Here is a 17,375-nt window from a genome sequence, read left to right on the forward strand (position 1 = left end):
ACAATTTACAAAAGTAGGGAGCAGAAAGTAGAGCGTCGGCGCGACTTAGAATAGTCATTCCCCGACTTTCTTGAAGCTCCTGGGAATGTTCAGGCGCCAGGTCCCCGAGCTGAACGACTTGTTGCGGGCAATCTTCTTGATGCGTATTTCGAGGAATTTCGCACCGTCAAGTTCGAATACGATTCTGGACGGGGTTTCTACCCCCTCGAATGCCTTGAAATCATAGAAACGGATCGTCTCGGTCTTGCCGCCGACCCCCATACGCGAAAGCCATACGACGCGCGACTTTTCCGGGGCGCCCTCCACAGGCTCGCGGCCAAAAGTAAACTTGCGCCCTGTTTTTTCACGGGCATAGACAACCCCCTCGATGCGGGTCGAATCGTCGGGCGGAGCCACTTCCTCGAACCCTTCGGGGAGCAAGCGGCCGTCAAAAATGTCTGCCACCTGGTGGATATGCACCATCGGGAGCGCGTCGCTGTTCAGGAGCCCCACCATGTACCCTTCGCCCTTCATGTAGAGCTTTTCCGTCGGGAAAGTCATCTGCCAGCCTTCCTGCTGCCACAGGAGCGAGGCGACACCGATACCGAGCGGCCCCGTGAGTTCCATGCGGTAGCGCTTTCCCGGCACCGAGAAAAGGACCGCATCCAGTTCCTGCGTCGAGCTGTCCTGTACGATCGTCAGCTGGAATTTCGCACGCATGCTGTCGCGCGGAGCCCCCGCCGAAACACCGTCAGCAGACTTCGCGACCGTTTCCACCGCAGGCCTGTTCCCTGCGCACCCGAACAAGGCACTCAGCACGAACGAGGCGACAATCTTTGCAGCAAAATTCAACAAATCAACCTTCCGTTAGTAATCCTTGAGGCAGCGCACGTAAAAGCCGTGATGCTTGTCGTTCAATTCGGAATACGCCTGAGACCTTCCGCCTTCCATCGAATACCGGTAATACCAAGCCTCCGCATTTCGCGAATTGTATTCATTGCGGATCCATATATTCGTATACGACTCCATGGCCTCAAAATGCATTACGCCGGTATATTCTTCCGAGTCCCCGTATTCCGTTTCCGCATACGCAGCGCCACCAGGAATGACAGAAAAGCCGCTCGCGTTATCGGAGCCCGTCATAAAGGAGGACAGGGGCGAACCCTCGAATGTCACAGAATTCAGCTCCTCGTCCGTGGGAATATGCCAGCCTTCAGGACAAATGCCCTGATGGAATCCCTCTTTTTCGTCATAAGAAGAATCCAGGAACGCCGAAGGAAGATCCATCGCGGCACTCCAGGTGTACATACGGCCAAACACGTTGCAATTCGTCGAATCGTTGTCGTAGCACCAGCTCTGTCCCGCAAGGTTCGGAGTAGCGGAGCTGTCCGCATAGTTCAGGTTGTCCGCCATCCACAGCTTTCCGCCGATATTGATGGTCATATAAACATGGTGGTCACGATCGTCTATATACATTCCGTAAGTAAGGTCCGGGTTGTACTTGGGCCCGATAAAATCTCCCAAATGAGCCTTGCGCCATACGGACTTGTCGCAGACAATCGATGCGTAGTAGTAATCTTCGTAACCAATCAGCTTGCCCTGATTTTCTGCCGTGCAGCGGTCATAGCCTTCGCCGTCGGCAAAGATCTCGCTCAGGTACTTTTCGTAATTCGCCACTTTCCCCGTAGGCGACTGCGCCTCGACAGCCTTGCGCAGGGAATCCAGCTTGTCGCCATACACAAGCCCCGCCACGTTCGCCGAAATTTTCTTAAAAGCCTCCTCCTCGCGGAAAAGGCCTGTCGCCGTATCCATTTCAAAGACCCGCCAAGTCACGCTTCTTTCAATCACGATAGAAAGCGCCGCGAGCATCGCATCGCCTTCGCCTTCGCCATACAGGGAATAATGGGTAAAGTCCGTCAAATTCTCGGGCATGTGGAGATTTTTCAGGAGGGATTTCGCCGCCTTGGACCAGGCTTCCTCATAAGCCATGCCCTGTTCCATATAATGCCATACCGATTCGGTAATCAGGCTGGTCAGGTAATTCACGTTGGCCGTATTTGACTTCGAAACATCAAGCGCCGCCGACAGGGGTATATTGGAAGGGGAATAAAGTTCGGCATAATTGATCTTGAGTCCGAACACGCTCGCACTGAAGTTACCGGCACTATCGATACCTACGGATTCGCCCCATTCGCCAATCCAATATTCCGGCGCCAGACGGCTCCCCAACTGGATGGAATCGCTCGCAGTCGTCTCACCAAACCCGCGCTGCGCCACCCCCGATACGGTAACGGTCTTTCCCTTTTTCTTGCCGGGACCGAAAACATCTTCGGCATCGGACCCATTATCGCTACATCCGACAAACAGCAAGGCCACAAATCCGAGAGTATACAATTTCTTCATGTTCTCCACCATTTTGAATTTCAAATAAAATATACAATAAAAAACGGATCCGGCATTTCGCCGAACCCGAGCCAAATCATAAAATCAAATATCCGCTACTTGCCGTAAATCACCTCGAGGGCCGCGGCGAGGTACACAAGCGGGGCGTTCCAGTTAATCGCCACTTCGTTCGTGGCATAGCTGCAACGGTTGTCAAGGTAGGCAAGAGCCGGCTTGTCGGCGGCGGCATAGTCCGGGCACTTCCAATGTTCCTTGCCGTCCAGGTTGATATCCTGCTTGCCCAGGTGCGGGCCACCCACGAGCATTCCCGGCACCGGATCGTCGACCATGTCCGATTCGCTCGGACGGTGGTGCGGGTTTCTGGGGCTTCGGTAGCCGAATCCCGTCACGTAGCTAATGTCCATCGGGTTCTTGCCGAGCAGGTAGTCGAGGCACTGCTGGGCGCCATCCACATAGCTCCTGTCACCGGTAAGCAGGTAGGCATGCACCAGCACCATTCCGTTGTTGGCCATGGCGCTATTGCTGCCCCAGTTCCAGCTCCAGGGGAAAGCGGGCAGATGGTAACCGCTCGTATCGCCCACGGCACGCAGGTTGTTCGCCTCGTCCAGCACGACCTTCTTCGCGGCAGCCACCAGGTCCTTGTCAAATGAAGCAGAATCCTGCGCCACGCGGAACGCGGCGAGCATATTCACGTTGCCCCACCAGGCGCCATCGGGCGTAAAGGGATTCGCCTTCAAGTCGGCCAAATAAGTAGCCGCAGCCTTGTCGTTCTTCGATCCCGCCACCACCTTCGCACGGTAAAGTTCGGCGGCAGCCCAGCGGAATTCATCCTTGCCGTTTTCGTCGCCGGGGGCGTAGCTTCCCGTCTGCACGTCGGCGGGCTGCTTGTAGAAAGCCTTCGGGTTCTTCTTCGCCCAGCCGTAAGCCTTTTCGGCAGCCTTGAGCATCTTGTCGGCGTATGCCTTGTCGATATTCCTGTAGACCACGCTCGCCTGCGCCATCACGGCCGCGAAGTCAAGCGAGGCCGTCACGTTCTTGATAATCGCATAGCGCGGGGCGTCGTCCTTTTCGGGCATCACGCTGCCACCGAACTTAAGCGTTGTCACCTTGTGGTAGACACCGCCATCCTTGTCCTGCATGGTGAGCATCCAGTCCAAGTTATAGCGTACTTCTTCCAAGATTTCAGGATACTTCGCAAATTCGCGCGGGATATTCCAGGAGAGCGAATCCAGGTACTTCGGGAAATTTTCGTAGGCCTCGAGCAGCGTAAACACGGTAATGCCCGAGTTCACGATATACTTGCCGTAGTCACCCGCATCGTACCAGCCACGGTCCGACTTGATCGTCTTGCCGGCACCCTTGCCTCCGGTCACCTTGTCGGAACCGTAAATGATAACCTTGTCGTCCTTATGGCCAGCAGCACGGGCCCACTTGCCCGCATACTGCGGATCCAGCGCCATACTTGAACGCTGGTAATAGAACCACTTGAGGGCAGCCTTTACCAGGTCGTCGTAGACGTTCTTGCCGACCACGATCGGGGTACCCACGTATTCGCCGCCACGGAACAGGCGGTAGGTCCCAGGAACCTTTAAGGCAGAAATATCGAACGACTGCACCTCCTCGCCACTGTAATCCCAGTCGTAGACCATCGGCGCATCAAGTTTCAGTACCGTCTTGCCGTTCAAGTCGCGAACTTCGAGACCGTTGGCGTCACTACCGGGGTAAACGACCATCTTTTCTGCATCGGGAGCAAAACCCAGCTGGTTTACAAGGGGACCTGCAAAAGCAGACGAAAATGACACAGCTACAGAAGCTGCACCGGCTAAAAACGCACTTTTAGAGAAATTCATACCTAGAATATACCTAAAAAACCCCCGGAATGAATATTCCAGGGGGTGATTTTCTGTTTTCAGTAGAAAACAGACCGATTATTTCAACAAAAACCTTTTATTCGAGATTTCCAGAACGGCAGGAGCATAGTCCACATTCAAAAGTCCATCTTGCGTATAGCCCTGTTCAAGCAGAATCCCATTCAGGTCAAAAACCTTATACGCAGAAACTTCCTTCAGGCCATCAACGGCAAAGGCGCCTTTAGAAATTCTTCGTATGCCCAGCGACCGACCGCCGACCGGAATTTCCGAAATACCTAGTGTATACTCGTCGCATAAATACAAGGAATCGAGAACCGTCGGTTTTCCCCAGTGAAGCACATAAAAAGGACCCAAGACGGATACCGCAGAATCCGTGTCATCGCAATCGATATTGTACTCTGTAGACATCAACCTCGGTTCACCCAAACCATCTTCTTCGCCAAAGTCCTTCGACATTTTTTCAATAATATGGCTCACCAAGGAATCCGCCTCCTGTTCCGTCCCTTCAAAAACAGAGGCCTTCTGCCACCGCAAAAATTCATCCTTCAAGACCGCCGAAAAAGACACATGCGTGTCCAAAGAATCACACAAGGGATCTTTTTCACAGATATTGCTCAGTTCTATACGTTTTCCATTCGTCGTTACCACAATCACAGGATTTAAGTGCGAGCGATATACCCACAGGTTTCCACCCCTTTGCAGATTCACTACAGGCGGCTCGACATTCTTCTTATTCCTTAGATTCAAGGAATCCTTCTTGAACAGGCAAATGCTTGTCGACGGAAAAAACGACAAGGACTTTTTAAGAACACAATTCCCTGCAAACGTCGGCAACACAAAAAATTGTATTGTAAGTAATGCTAGAAGTACTCGTTTCATCTTTTCATAAAATAGAATCTTTCTGCAAAACAAGGGGCGGAACATCCGCCCCTTTTTTCCGTTTTCAGCAGGAAACAGGACCTATTTTTCCTACCTTAACAGAACCTTCTGATCTGAAATCATCAAAATACTAGGAAACGTACTTATTTCGACCAATCCCTTTTGTACATAACCCTGTTTAAGCAAAACTCCATTCAAATCAAAAACTTTATATGGAGTAAAGTCCTTTATGCCTCCAATAGAGAAAGTATTCCTAGAAACTCTTTCGATGTTCAACGAGTGAAAACCTGTCGAAGCGACAGGAATCTTTAGAGTATACTCGTCGCATAAATACAAGGAATCAAGTACCGTCGGCGTTTCCCAATTAAGCCCAAAAAAAGGACCCAAGATGGACTCCGCAGAATCTGTGTCATCGCAATAGATATTGTACTCTATATATGCCAAATCCGGCTCGTCAACATCGTCTTCTTCGCCAAAGGCCTTTGACATCTTTACAATAATGTGGCTCACCAAGGAATCAGCCTCCTGTTCCGTCCCCTCAAAAACAGAGGCCTTCTGCCACCGCAAAAATTCATCCTTCAAGACCGCCGAAAAAGACACATGCGTATCCAAGGAATCACACAAGGGGTCCTTTTCACAGATATTGCTCAGCACTACACGTCTTCCATCCGTCGTTACCACAATCATTGGATTCAAGTGCGAGCGGTACATCCATAGGTTTCCACTCCTTTGCAGATTCACTACAGGCGGTTCAACATTCTTCTTATTCCTAAAATTCAAGGAGTCCTTCTTGAACAGGCAAATACTTGTTGACGGAAAAAACGACAAGGACTTTTTCATGTCACAACTTGCCGCAAATACATTGGCAGCGGACAACTGAATAAGAAATATGGCAAGAGCGATGTATTTCATTTTTTCCTCCAATCTATCGCATAATAACTGTTATCTAAATGTTGTTCAAAAGCAACATGGAATAAAGTTGCATACTGATGAACCATTATTTTATAACGCTAGCGTTTGTCCTTCCCGCATAATCACTTATCAAAAAAATACATTTTATAAAAACAATTCACTCTTTTTTCTCGCAAAATACGAAAAAACGGCTCCTTACGGAGCCGATTTTTCTGGATTCTTCGATCGCAGTAATCTTCGGTTCGGTCATGAAAACAAGCAAACTTGTTTTCACGACTTTCACCTTGCAATTACTTCTTAGAACGATGGCTGTTCTTGATCCATTCGGTCTTGTGGACTTCCGGGATATCGTCGAGCAGCTTGAGCGTGTGCGGTTCGGTCGTGTTGTCGAGCACTTCGGCAGGAGTACCCTGGTTCACGATCTTACCGTCGTGCATGATGAAGATACGGTCAGAAACGTAGTTTGCAAGACCGATATCGTGAGTCACGAACACCACGGTCATCTTCAGCTCGTCTTTCAACTTGCGGAGGTAATCGAGGATGTTTGCACGCACACAGGCGTCCACCATGGAGGTGGCTTCATCAGCGATCAAGACCTTCGGACGGAGCGCGAAGATACGAGCCAAAAGCATACGCTGCATCTGACCGCCGGAAAGTTCGAACGGGTACTTGCCTTCGATATCTTCGGGCTTCACGTTCACAGCCATCAGGCCTTCGTCCACGCGGCGGCGAACTTCTTCCTTGGAGGGCTTGTCCTTGAGGATGTTCAGGGCGTCTTCCAGCTGGCTACGGATGGTAAAGAACTGGTTGAAGCAGCCGAACGGATCCTGGAACACGGACTGCACTTCGTTCCAGTGAGCCTTCAGGTTCTTGATGGGCTTGTCGCGATACAGGAACTGGCCGCGAGTCGGCTTATAAAGACCGAGCATGATCTTGGCGAGCACGGACTTGCCGCAGCCCGAACCACCCACGATGGAGATGAACTCTTCGTCATAGATGTCGAAGGACACATCCTTCACGGCGGTCTTCAGGGACTTGCCGGCACCAAAATCCTTGCTGATGCGCTTAGCGGAAAATACAACGGGTTTATCAGACAGCATAATCGCACCTCACTTGACGGTCGCCTACAATGCGGATGTTCTGGGTATTCTTCTTGCAGTCGGGGCATGCCTTCTTGCAGCGGGGAGCAAAGCGGCAACCCACGATCTTGTTCTTCAGGCTCGGAGGAGCACCTTCGATAGCCACCGGATGACGGGTACGCTGGGAAGCTTCGGTAGAAAGCATAGCGCCCATCAGAGCCTGCGTATACGGGTGACGCGGATCCTTAACGACCTGATCAGCCGTACCGTATTCCACGATTTCGCCGGCGTACATGATGGCGATGTTGTCTGCCACGTGGTACAGGAGCGGAAGTTCGTGGGTAATGAAGATCATCGTGGAGAAGATGCCCTTGTCAAGAAGATCGAAAATCATCTTGATCACTTCCTTCTGGGTAGAAACGTCCAGAGCGGAAGTCGGTTCGTCGGCGATCACCATCTGCGGGTTGAGCAAGGTGGAGATACCGATCACGGAACGCTGGCGTTCACCGGCGGTGAGCTGAATCGGGTAGGAGTTCAGCACACGCTTGGTATCCATTCCGAACAGGTCGAAACGTTCGCAAAGACGGTCGTAGATTTCCTTGTGGTCGAGCTTCTTGCCCGGCTGCTGGTGGGCAGCGATCACGTCGGCAGCGATGTCCTTGATTTTACGCACCGGGTTAAGCGCGTTGAATGCACCCTGCGGAATCATGGAGACCTGCTGAGCGAGCACGTTAGCGCGAACATCTTCGAGCTTGCGGTGCATCAGGGATTCCATGTGGTCGCCCACACGCACACGCACGTCACCCTTTTCGGGGTAAAGCGGCGGGATGCACATGCCCATAAGGCCGGACACCAAGGTGGACTTACCGCAACCAGATTCACCTGCGATACCGAGGATTTCGCCCTGCTTCATGGAGAAGGACACATCCGTCACGGCATGAGTCTTGTCGCCGAAACGGCCAAGGTAATAGAGGCCGAGATTTTCTACTTCAAATACATTTTCAGACATTTCGTTACCTCTTATTTGCGCAGACGCGGGTTAAAGACGCCTTCCATAGAAGTATTGATGAGGTAAAGGGCAAACACCGTAAGGGTCACCACGAGGGTCGCCGGAATGAAGGCAATCCAGATGGAGTCGGCAAGAGCGCCGTTGTCCTTCGCCTGGTTCAAGATGATACCGAGGCTAGTCGTATCGACAGGGCCAAGGCCGATCATGGAGATGGAAGCTTCGGAAAGAATACCCGAACCCACCTGCATGATGAACACCATGAACACGTAGGAGAGCAAGTACGGAAGCACATGCTTGATCACGATCGTGAGCGTAGATGCACCGTTGATGCGGGCAAGCGCGATGTGGTCGCGGCTACGCAGAGAAGATGCCTGGGCACGCACAGCACGAGCAGACCAGCTCCATGCGGTAAGACCGATGATGAGACCGATCAAGGTGAGGGAACGACCGTCCTTCACGGCAGAGCTGATAAGCACGAGGATCACGAACTGCGGAATCACGATGAAGAGGTTCGTGAACATGTTCAGGACTTCGTCGATCCAGCCACCGCGGAAACCGCCGAACAGACCGATAAGCACACCGATCGTCGTGGCGATGATACCGGCCACGAAACCCACATAGAGCGAGCTGCGCAGACCAGCAATCAGCAGGGACACATAGTCACGGCCGAGGTGGTCGGTACCGAGCAGGTGTTCAGAAGAAGAACCTGCATACGGGCCAGCGAGAATGTCACGGGCGTGAGTATCGACGTTGTAGAAGAGAGGTCCAAAGAGCGCGATCAGGAGCGTGAGCACGAAGATCGAGATACCGATGACAAACATCGGGGACTTGAGAAGGTTTCTTAAGAGTTTCAACATAATTACTTACCTCCCATTTGGAGACCGGCCTTAACGCGCGGATCGAACACGGCGATGAGCACGTCAACGGCGTAGTTGGCCACAAGCACGCAGGTAGAGATCATGAGCGTACAACCCTGAATCGTTGCGTAGTCGTTCTTCTGGATGGCGTTGAGCATCGCCATACCGAGGCCCGGATAAGAGAAGATCATTTCGGTAATGAGTGCGCCACCCACCATGGCGCCCAGGGACTGAGCAAGACCGGTGAGCTGCGGAAGCATGGCGTTACGGAACACGTAGCTAATAATCTTGCCTTCGCGAAGACCGAGCCACTTAGCGTACTTCATGTAGTCAGTACCGAGTTCATAAATGGACATGGAGCGCATACCCGTTGCCTGACCCGAAAGAAGAATCGGGAAGCAGCTGAAGAACGGGAGGATGTAGTACCAAGCGACGCTCTTGATGCAGGTCCAGGAGAAGGTGAGTTCCGGAATGTCAGAGCTGTAGGCACCCATGGCCGGGAACCAACCGAGCGTGATGGAGAAGAGGGCCACCAAGAGCATACCGAACACGAAGTACGGCACACCGTTCAGGAACATGGCGCAGGGGAAGAACACCTTGTCGAAAATGCCGCGCTTGTAAGCAGCGAAAGCACCGAGCAAGTTACCGATAATCCAGCCGAGCAAAATAGTCGGAGCCTGGATGAGGAGCGTCCACGGGAGGGACTTCTTGATCACGTTGGTCACCGGTTCGTTGTTCTGGTAAGAGAGGCCGAGGTCTCCCTTGAACACGTTGGCGATGTAACGGAGGAACTGGGAGAATGCAGAACTGAGCTTCGGGTCGGTCTTGAGCACCGGTTCTTCAACCATCACGGTGTCCTGACGTTCTGCCTGGACAGATTCCATCACGGCAACCTTTTCAACCTTGGCGACCTTCTTCTTGCCCACCTTTTCCATCACGGGCTTGCCCTTGGCGTCGAGTACCGGCTTTTCTTCGAAGACCGGCTTGCCTTCGGCGTCAACCTTCTGGCGTTCCACCATCTTCGGGGTGCCGTCTTCGTTGACTTCCTTCACGGTCACGAGCACCGGATTGCCGGCCTCGTCGAGCTTGGCGACCCTACGGGTAACCATCTGACCATTTTCGTCGACTTCCGGTTCGTAAATCACGTTACCCTGGTCGTCGAGTTCGGCCATGCCGAAGGAAACCAGGAGTTCGGCCTTCTTCTTCTGAGCTTCAGTCGGAGAAAGGCCCTTACCGGCCTGACCCATAATGATGTCGACCGGGTTGTTGTCGCCAAGACGCGGCAACGCGAAGTTAAGTGCCACTGCAAAAACGAAGGTCAGGAGATACCAGAACCCCTTCTGCAGGACATAGCGTAGCATAGGATATTGTTTAAGCATTTGTATTCCTTTAACCTTTATTTAGCAAGCTTTAAGTTCCAGAGGATCTTGGTGCCCGAAGCCACCCACGGCAGCTGAGCCGGAGCGTACGGGTTTTCGGCGGTGGGCCAGTTCGTCCACACGCGGTCGCTGAATTCGTAGAACTGTTCGGGCAGGTAGACCAGCGGAATAGAGGGCTGGTCTTCCATGAAGATCTTGTTGAGTTCGCGGTAGGCCTTTGCGATTTCCACGGAGTCCGTCATCAGAGGAATAGCGGAAAGGAGCTGGTCCACTTCGGGGCGGAAGCCTTCGGTACCCGGCTGGTTGTAACGACCGATGTTCACACCGGCCCAGGCGCCAAGCGGCTGCCAGTCGCGGCTTGCCATGATTTCGTTGAAGCGGCTCCACGGAAGAGACGGAGTCACGTCGGCGACAGGCTTGTGCATCACGAGGTCGAAGTTGCCAAGACCCATGGCCGGCCAGTAGGAACCACCGTCCACGAAGCCTTCGCGGATATCGATACCGGCCTTGCGCATGCCTTCGACAGCAATCGTCACCATGGCTTCCCAGTCGGTCCAACCATTCGGGCTAGTGATGTAGAGAGTCGGGAGACGTTCGCCCTTGGCATTTTCCATGTGGTCCAAGGTACCGTCGTCGTTGAACACGGACTTGAAGCCCGCTTCGGAAAGAATCTGCTTCACTGCGGCGAGGCGTTCGGCTTCATCGCTGATGCCAAGGTTCACGCCGTACTTTTCGAGGTCTTCGTCGACAATGTACTTGCCTTCGAGGTCCGTCGGCATGATGAGGCCGGCCTTGAGGGTAGAGGTGTAGTTGGAAACGGCGAACTGGCGCAGAGCGTTGTAGTCAATTGCCGTAGCAAGAGCACGGCGGAAACGCTTGTCGTTCAGGGGTTCCTTAAGGGTGTTGATCACGAGCATGGGCATTGCACCCGGACGGAAGTAAGGCGGCTCGTTCCACCAGGTGTGGACGCCGGCCGAAGCCTTACGAGCAATACGCGGAATAAAGCTCTGGGAGGCATCAAGGTTGCCTTCGCGCATGGCGATGGTATTATGTTCGTTGTTCTTGTAAATCGGGTGAACAATGAACTTCGGAGCCGGGAGCTGTCCGTCGTGGAGGGCAGCGTTGCCCCAGTAGTCGTCGCGGCGTTCAAGAATAATCTTGTTCGGGTCAGCGCTACGCAGGTTGTACGGACCCGAAATCACCGGATTCTGATCCATGGGGAGCTTCTTCGTCTCGTCGAGGCCCTTTTCCTTGATCAGCGGTTCAAACACATGCGACGGAGCGATACGGGTCGCCTGCAACATGTCGCGCACGGTCAGCGGGTTGTTGCGCTTGTCCTTAGCGACCATGAAGGAAAGACGTTCAGCAACGGTACCGTCTTCGTTCTTCTTCAAGGTGTCGATATGAATAGCGGAAATCTGTTCGGTAGAGTTGATGGAACCGCGCAGGAACATGAAGGTCACGTCGGTAGAAGTCACCGGCTTACCGTCGCTCCACTTGGCGGCGGGGTTCAGGTCCACAACGATGGAGTCGTTATTGGAAAGCTCTTCGACCAAGGTGCCCAGAAGGGGTTCGATCTTACCATTCAGGGAGTTGTAGGTGATGAGCGGTTCGTACATCAGGTTGAAGCGTCCGCCCACCGGCCAGGAAGCCATCCAGCTTTCAGCTAGCGGGTTAAACGAACCCGGAGCGTCGTTCTGCTGGCCCGACAAGTACAGCGTCTGTTGACGGGGAAGCGCGCCACCCAGATCACCTTCCGATGCTGCGTCGCCGCAACCCGAAAGGAGCGCACCGGATGCCGAGAGCGCAAGCGCCGTCTTGGCAATCGATTTCAATCCAATCATTTGTGTCCTCTTTTTATAGCTATAAAAAGCTTGTGTGAAAAAATTTCTCCCGTAATATAGATTTAAATGAAAAAATTGTTCTGCGCTTTTTAAAAAATAGTGTTTACAAAGGGATTTTTTTGCGCACCATAGGTATCCCCACGCGCCATCGCTGTTTACAGAAATTTACACTACTTGCAACACACGCTTATTTTTTTTGCAGTTCAAACAAATTAATTCACTATTACATACAAAAGAAGCCGCTCCGTTGGGAGCGACTTCCTTGAATAATTTTGCCAAGGTCACTTCGGCAAGCTCAGTGACCTTGTCAGGGCAAGCCTTGGCAGCCGGAGCGGCCTTCCATGAGCAACAAAGCCCCTGGTATTAACTAGGGGCAGTTGCGAGAGCTTGCGCTCTAGAGACTACTTCTTCTTGCAGGACTTCTTGCAAGCGCAAGCGGTCTTAGTGGCCTTGCAAGCCTTGCGCGGGTCACCGGCGTACACGGCAGCCTTGCCGAGTTCTTCTTCGATGCGGAGGAGGCGATTGTACTTGCAGACGCGGTCCGTACGAGAGAGAGAACCAGTCTTGATCTGGCCAGCGGCAGTACCGACGGCGAGGTCAGCAATGAAGGTGTCTTCGGTTTCGCCAGAACGGTGAGAAACGATCGGAGCATAGCCTTCAACCTGAGCACGCTTGATAGCAGCGAGGGTTTCAGAAACAGAACCGACCTGGTTCACCTTGATGAGGATAGCGTTAGCGATGCCAGCCTTGATGCCTTCGTCGAAGATGGTCGGGTTCGTGACGAACAGGTCGTCACCCACGAGGTTGATCTTGCCACCGAGCTTGTCGGTAAGAACCTTCCAACCTGCCCAGTCAGCTTCATCGAGACCGTCTTCGATGGAGAAGATGGAATACTTGTCGATGAGCTTTTCATAGAGCTTGACCATTTCAGCAGACTTGAGGGTCTTCTTGGTGCTCTTCTTGAACGTGTAAGTAACAGCCTTGGAGCCTTTCTTTTCAGAATCCTTGTCGCAGAATTCGGAAGAAGCAACGTCAAGAGCGATCTTGATGTCCTTGCCGAAAACGTAACCAGCGTTTTCAGTAGCGGTCTTCAAAGCAGCGAGAGCCTTTTCGAGGGTCATCACGTCCTTGATTTCGTAACCAAACTTGTTCTTAGCCGGCTTGATAGCAACGCCCGGAGCAAAGCCACCTTCGTCACCAACCGTCGTATCGAAACCACCCTTCTTGAGGACAGCCTTAAGAGCGTGGAAGATTTCGGTCACCATCTGGAGACCCTTGGAGAAAGTCTTAGCGCCAACCGGAGCGATCATGAATTCCTGGAAGTCGATCGGAGCGGAAGAGTGAGCACCACCGTTGATCACGTTGCACATCGGGCACGGGAGGGTGAGCTTTTCAGTGCCATGGAGCTTAGCAATGTACTGGTAAAGCGGAAGGCCAGCATCCTTAGCAGCAGCAACGCAAACAGCCATGGAAACGCCGAGGATAGCGTTTGCACCGAGCGTGTTCTTGAGCATGCGGTTGCCGTCGAGTTCGATCATAGCGTCATCAACTTCAGTCTGCTTGGACGGATCCATGCCAACGATCTTCTTAGCGATCTTGGTGTTGACGTTCTTCACGGCAGTGAGAGTGCCCTTACCGCAGTAAGTCTTCTTGTCGCCGTCGCGGAGTTCGCAAGCTTCGCGTTCGCCGGTGGAAGCACCACTCGGAACAGCAGCGTGACCAACGATACCGTTGTCAAGAGTAACATCGACTTCGAGAGACGGATTGCCACGGGAATCCAGGATCTGACGAGCCCAAACTTTAGCGATTTTAGCCATTTTATTAACCTTCTGTTAAAGTGAAAATTTTTGTGACTTAAATATAAAAAAGCGGTCAGTAGTTGGTGGTCAGTGGTTAGAAAAATGTTGATGAAAAGGGGAACATTTTTTCGAACAGAAATTTCATTGTTACTCCGCCCAACAAAAAAACGGCCCGGATTTTATTCCGGGTCGTCTCTAATTTTCGGGTTTGAGATCCTTCGACTTTGGCGCTTCGCGCCTCCGCTCAAGATGACACTATAATCATGTCACCCTAGATTCTATCGCCACTTGGTGCGGCTCCAGAATAACAGCAGCGATAGGGCCTATTTCACGAATGCGCCGTAGATAGCCTTGATGGCCTTCTCGGTATCGGCTTCGTCAACACCGGTGATGATGTTGATCTGCGAAGAACCCTGGTCGATAATGCGGACGTTCACCTTGTTGTCGGCGAGAGCGGTGAAGAGCTTTGCTGCCACACCGATCTTGTTCGTCATGCCGTGACCGACAGTCGCGATGAGCGAGATGCCCGGGAACACCTTGATACGGTCGGGGCGCATCTGCTGCGTGATGTCTTCGAGGACCACGTCCTGCACGGCGTCGAGAGCCTTAGAATCCACCACGATGCTCATGGAGTCGATGGCGCTCGGGCACAGTTCGTAAGAGAGGCCTTCGCTTTCGAGCACGGCGAGCACGCGGCGGCCGAAACCGACTTCCTTGTTCATCATGGACTTTTCGATGTAGATCATCGAGAAACCCTTACGGCCGGCGACACCCGTAATCGGGAGCTTCGCTTCTTCCGGAGTGGGGCCGATGATGGTACCCGCGTCTTCGGGACGGTTCGTGTTGCGGATGTTGATAGGAATCTTCTTCGCGCGGCACGGGGCGATGGATTCGTCGTGAAGCACGCTGGCGCCGGAGTAGGCAAGTTCGCGGATTTCGCGGTAGCTCACGTATTCGATGGGCAGCGGATTTTCGACAATGCGCGGGTCAGCCATGAGCATGCCCGAGACGTCGGTCCAGTTTTCGTACTTGGCAGCATCGATGCCGTTAGCGAGAATGGCGCCCGTGATGTCGGAACCGCCACGGCTGAAGGTCTTGACTTCGCCACGGAGGTTGCTACCGTAAAAGCCCGGCAGCACGTAAAGCTGGTTTTCGTCAGACAAGGTCTTCGCGATATCTTCGTAGGTCTTCGGCGTAATACGATACTTGTCGTCGAAGGTGATCAGCGGGAAGGTGTCGACGAAGTTTGCGCCCAGGTACTTGGCCATGAGGCGTGCGCACAGGAATTCGCCACGGCTTACCAAGAAGTCGGTGCTGACGGATTCGGGGTGGTTCTTGAGCTTGTCTTCGAGGCTGTCCAAGTCTTCGGTGAGCTTGTCTTCGAGACCGAGGTCCTTGCAGATTTCGTCATAGCGCTGACGGATCAGGTTCCACGGGGTCGAAAAGTCGAGACCCTTGGAGGCGAGGTCGTAAGTGCTGTAGAGGAGGTCGGTAAGCTTTGTTTCCTTAGGATTGCGCTTGCCGGGGGCGGAAACGACGATGACCTTGCGGTTCTTGTCGGATTCAACGATGGCCTTGATCTTCTTGAACTGGCCGGCATCGGCGACAGAGCTGCCGCCGAACTTACATACGATTCTTTGACTCATTTTTTCCTTTCGGGCCACCAAACCTCTCGGCTTCGAGCGCAGTCTCTTTCCTCGCGACCGTCGTGCCCAAGCCTACCCATCTGGCCAGCCACTTTGGTTCTGGGCGACCTTGCGGTCGCCACTCTGTGTCTATGTCTGCGACGGCATTTTACCGTTGCGCGGGCTCATATATAGAAATTTTAACAACTTATGGCAAGGTTTTGTCAATTTTCACCTCCCATAAACTATATTATCCAATGTAAAACAAATTAACGTTCCCGTAAAAGGATAAAACATGAAACACCTCCTAATCACCGCAACGGCATCCGCAATGCTCCTGGCCGCCTGCGGAGACGATTCTTCCACTAACGCATCCGGCAACACATTAACCCGGACAGCCTCCCTCTTCGTAGACGAGGAACATCAACTAATTGTAATCACTCCTGATCCCTATTACGAGAACGAATGCGTAGTAGAGGGAGAAGCATTAACCTGGAAAAACGTTCAGCAGCGAATCAGAGCCGATTCCATGAAATACGAGTTCCACGGAGATACCCTATTGTTCTACAATATCGACGATGGCGATACAAGCCATTACGGCGAAATGTGGGTTGGCGGTACCGCCGGAAAAATCTACGGAACCTGGACATATACACATTGTGAATACCATAATACTGAAAATGACACCAGATGCAACGATTCAAAGTATCACAAAATAACCTATAATATATCTAGCGGGAAGGTGACCGGAACCCAGGAAATTTACTTTGACCAATACCTTTCAGATATAAACAATTCCGATTTTACGAAATCCAACTTTGTTTTGGAATTGTATAAAGCATTGAGTGGAAAGGATTATACCGATACCTGGGTGCCAGACATCTTTGATGTATATGGCGAAAATGACCAGGATATCGAATATTACAATAAAACCATCGCAGATAACGGAGTGAACATTATCGCAAGCACAAAGCGTCAGCAAACCTTTACTATTGGCGATAAAACATTCACGGTCGATATAAAGAAAGTGGACCTGTCGTTGGACGGTTATCAAGAAAATCGCGACATCAGTATCGACGTGACCGATGGCGTTACGACCTGCAATGCAACCTACATCAAAAAGGCCCTGAACGCGGAACTCTGCAAAACTGAAAATGCCGCGCTCCTTGACGAAGATGACTACGACCATATGACGGACAACAATGGCAATGAATATATCTACGTCGATCGAATCAGAATGTACAACGAAGATGAATTCGACATGTGCCTCAAGGGCATTGCCGTGCAATCAACAGAAAATGATGTAGACGAATCGGCAATCGTACTCTATAAGAAGACCTCTGCGCACGAGCGTGGTTATGAAGCCCGCTTCGAAAAACTTCTCCGCAAGTGGGCGAAGTACTCGAAATAGATTTTTAAGATAGGGAGATCCGCTCCTTGATTGCCATACGCACAAGGCATCCCTAGCGGGCGTTCCCCGGCCAGATCCGCCGGGGCGGAGGCGGGCCGGGTCGGGCTATACTCGCTGCGCTCGCCGAGCCTGTAGTCTCGGCCCTCCGGGTGACTACCCCTAACGCGGCCGCCGCGGGACGGAACGGAGCGGGGCGGGTATAAAAAAAAGGAACCCTCCGCCTTTTTGGCGAAGGGCCTCGAGAATCCAGCGGCGACCTACTCTCCCGGGCCCGTGGGCCAGGTACCATCGGCGATGAGGGGCTTGACTTCCGTGTTCGGAAAGGGAA

At 52.5% G+C, this 17,375-nt stretch carries 13 protein-coding genes; 1 reads left to right on the forward strand and 12 read right to left on the reverse strand.

Annotated features, from left to right (window positions below; all coding sequences use genetic code 11):
* Positions 1 to 54: 54 nt before the first annotated feature.
* The 12 genes from BUA93_RS12180 to BUA93_RS12235 form a co-directional block, all read right to left on the reverse strand.
* A complete protein-coding gene (locus tag BUA93_RS12180; RefSeq protein ID WP_072979812.1) occupies positions 55 to 834 on the reverse strand; it encodes a hypothetical protein in 780 nt (259 codons plus the stop codon).
* Positions 835 to 846: 12 nt separating this feature from the next.
* On the reverse strand, positions 847 to 2,382 hold the full coding sequence (locus tag BUA93_RS12185; RefSeq protein WP_175547435.1) for an FISUMP domain-containing protein: 1,536 nt from the start codon (positions 2,380 to 2,382) through the stop codon (positions 847 to 849).
* Between the two features lie 95 nt (positions 2,383 to 2,477).
* The gene (locus BUA93_RS12190; RefSeq protein ID WP_072979815.1) at positions 2,478 to 4,232 is read right to left on the reverse strand and encodes a glycoside hydrolase family 9 protein; all 1,755 of its coding nucleotides are present in this window, start codon (positions 4,230 to 4,232) and stop codon (positions 2,478 to 2,480) included.
* 78 nt (positions 4,233 to 4,310) lie between these two features.
* Positions 4,311 to 5,000: a hypothetical protein gene (locus BUA93_RS12195; RefSeq protein ID WP_139258039.1), complete on the reverse strand. Its 690-nt coding sequence runs from the start codon at positions 4,998 to 5,000 to the stop codon at positions 4,311 to 4,313.
* Between the two features lie 222 nt (positions 5,001 to 5,222).
* Positions 5,223 to 6,044, reverse strand: a complete 822-nt coding sequence (locus tag BUA93_RS12200; RefSeq protein WP_072979819.1) for a hypothetical protein — start codon at positions 6,042 to 6,044, stop codon at positions 5,223 to 5,225.
* Positions 6,045 to 6,334: 290 nt separating this feature from the next.
* Positions 6,335 to 7,144 (reverse strand): ABC transporter ATP-binding protein, encoded by an 810-nt coding sequence (locus BUA93_RS12205; RefSeq protein WP_072979820.1) that lies wholly within the window; start codon positions 7,142 to 7,144, stop codon positions 6,335 to 6,337.
* Positions 7,134 to 8,132, reverse strand: coding sequence for an ABC transporter ATP-binding protein (locus tag BUA93_RS12210; RefSeq protein ID WP_072979822.1), 999 nt, complete (start codon positions 8,130 to 8,132; stop codon positions 7,134 to 7,136). The genes BUA93_RS12205 and BUA93_RS12210 overlap by 11 nt, the downstream gene beginning before the upstream one ends.
* Positions 8,133 to 8,143: 11 nt before the next feature.
* The gene (locus tag BUA93_RS12215; RefSeq protein ID WP_072979824.1) at positions 8,144 to 8,989 is read right to left on the reverse strand and encodes an ABC transporter permease; all 846 of its coding nucleotides are present in this window, start codon (positions 8,987 to 8,989) and stop codon (positions 8,144 to 8,146) included.
* Between the two features lie 2 nt (positions 8,990 to 8,991).
* A complete protein-coding gene (locus BUA93_RS12220; protein ID WP_254793974.1) occupies positions 8,992 to 10,350 on the reverse strand; it encodes an ABC transporter permease in 1,359 nt (452 codons plus the stop codon).
* Between the two features lie 35 nt (positions 10,351 to 10,385).
* The gene (locus BUA93_RS12225) at positions 10,386 to 12,212 is read right to left on the reverse strand and encodes an ABC transporter substrate-binding protein (protein ID WP_072979827.1); all 1,827 of its coding nucleotides are present in this window, start codon (positions 12,210 to 12,212) and stop codon (positions 10,386 to 10,388) included.
* Between the two features lie 401 nt (positions 12,213 to 12,613).
* Complete coding sequence (gene eno / locus BUA93_RS12230; RefSeq protein WP_072979829.1) at positions 12,614 to 14,029, reverse strand: phosphopyruvate hydratase; 1,416 nt, start codon at positions 14,027 to 14,029, stop codon at positions 12,614 to 12,616.
* 305 nt (positions 14,030 to 14,334) lie between these two features.
* The gene (locus BUA93_RS12235) at positions 14,335 to 15,657 is read right to left on the reverse strand and encodes an aspartate kinase (protein ID WP_072979830.1); all 1,323 of its coding nucleotides are present in this window, start codon (positions 15,655 to 15,657) and stop codon (positions 14,335 to 14,337) included.
* A 274-nt stretch (positions 15,658 to 15,931) separates the two neighbouring features.
* Between BUA93_RS12235 and BUA93_RS12240 the strand changes: the two genes are divergently transcribed.
* Positions 15,932 to 17,047, forward strand: coding sequence for a hypothetical protein (locus BUA93_RS12240; protein WP_139258041.1), 1,116 nt, complete (start codon positions 15,932 to 15,934; stop codon positions 17,045 to 17,047).
* Positions 17,048 to 17,375 lie beyond the last annotated feature (328 nt).

The sequence above is a fragment of the Fibrobacter sp. UWH4 genome (assembly GCF_900142475.1).
GTDB lineage: Bacteria > Fibrobacterota > Fibrobacteria > Fibrobacterales > Fibrobacteraceae > Fibrobacter.

Excerpts from the sequence above, each read along its gene's own strand:
- BUA93_RS12185 (WP_175547435.1), bottom strand. The coding sequence starts at position 2,382 with ATGAAGAAATTGTATACTCTCGGATTTGTGGCCTTGCTGTTTGTCGGA.
- BUA93_RS12190 (WP_072979815.1), bottom strand. The coding sequence starts at position 4,232 with ATGAATTTCTCTAAAAGTGCGTTTTTAGCCGGTGCAGCTTCTGTAGCT.
- BUA93_RS12200 (WP_072979819.1), bottom strand. The coding sequence starts at position 6,044 with ATGAAATACATCGCTCTTGCCATATTTCTTATTCAGTTGTCCGCTGCC.
- BUA93_RS12205 (WP_072979820.1), bottom strand. The coding sequence starts at position 7,144 with ATGCTGTCTGATAAACCCGTTGTATTTTCCGCTAAGCGCATCAGCAAG.
- BUA93_RS12210 (WP_072979822.1), bottom strand. The coding sequence starts at position 8,132 with ATGTCTGAAAATGTATTTGAAGTAGAAAATCTCGGCCTCTATTACCTT.
- BUA93_RS12215 (WP_072979824.1), bottom strand. The coding sequence starts at position 8,989 with ATGTTGAAACTCTTAAGAAACCTTCTCAAGTCCCCGATGTTTGTCATC.
- BUA93_RS12220 (WP_254793974.1), bottom strand. The coding sequence starts at position 10,350 with ATGCTACGCTATGTCCTGCAGAAGGGGTTCTGGTATCTCCTGACCTTC.
- BUA93_RS12225 (WP_072979827.1), bottom strand. The coding sequence starts at position 12,212 with ATGATTGGATTGAAATCGATTGCCAAGACGGCGCTTGCGCTCTCGGCA.
- eno (WP_072979829.1), bottom strand. The coding sequence starts at position 14,029 with ATGGCTAAAATCGCTAAAGTTTGGGCTCGTCAGATCCTGGATTCCCGT.
- BUA93_RS12235 (WP_072979830.1), bottom strand. The coding sequence starts at position 15,657 with ATGAGTCAAAGAATCGTATGTAAGTTCGGCGGCAGCTCTGTCGCCGAT.
- BUA93_RS12240 (WP_139258041.1), top strand. The coding sequence starts at position 15,932 with ATGAAACACCTCCTAATCACCGCAACGGCATCCGCAATGCTCCTGGCC.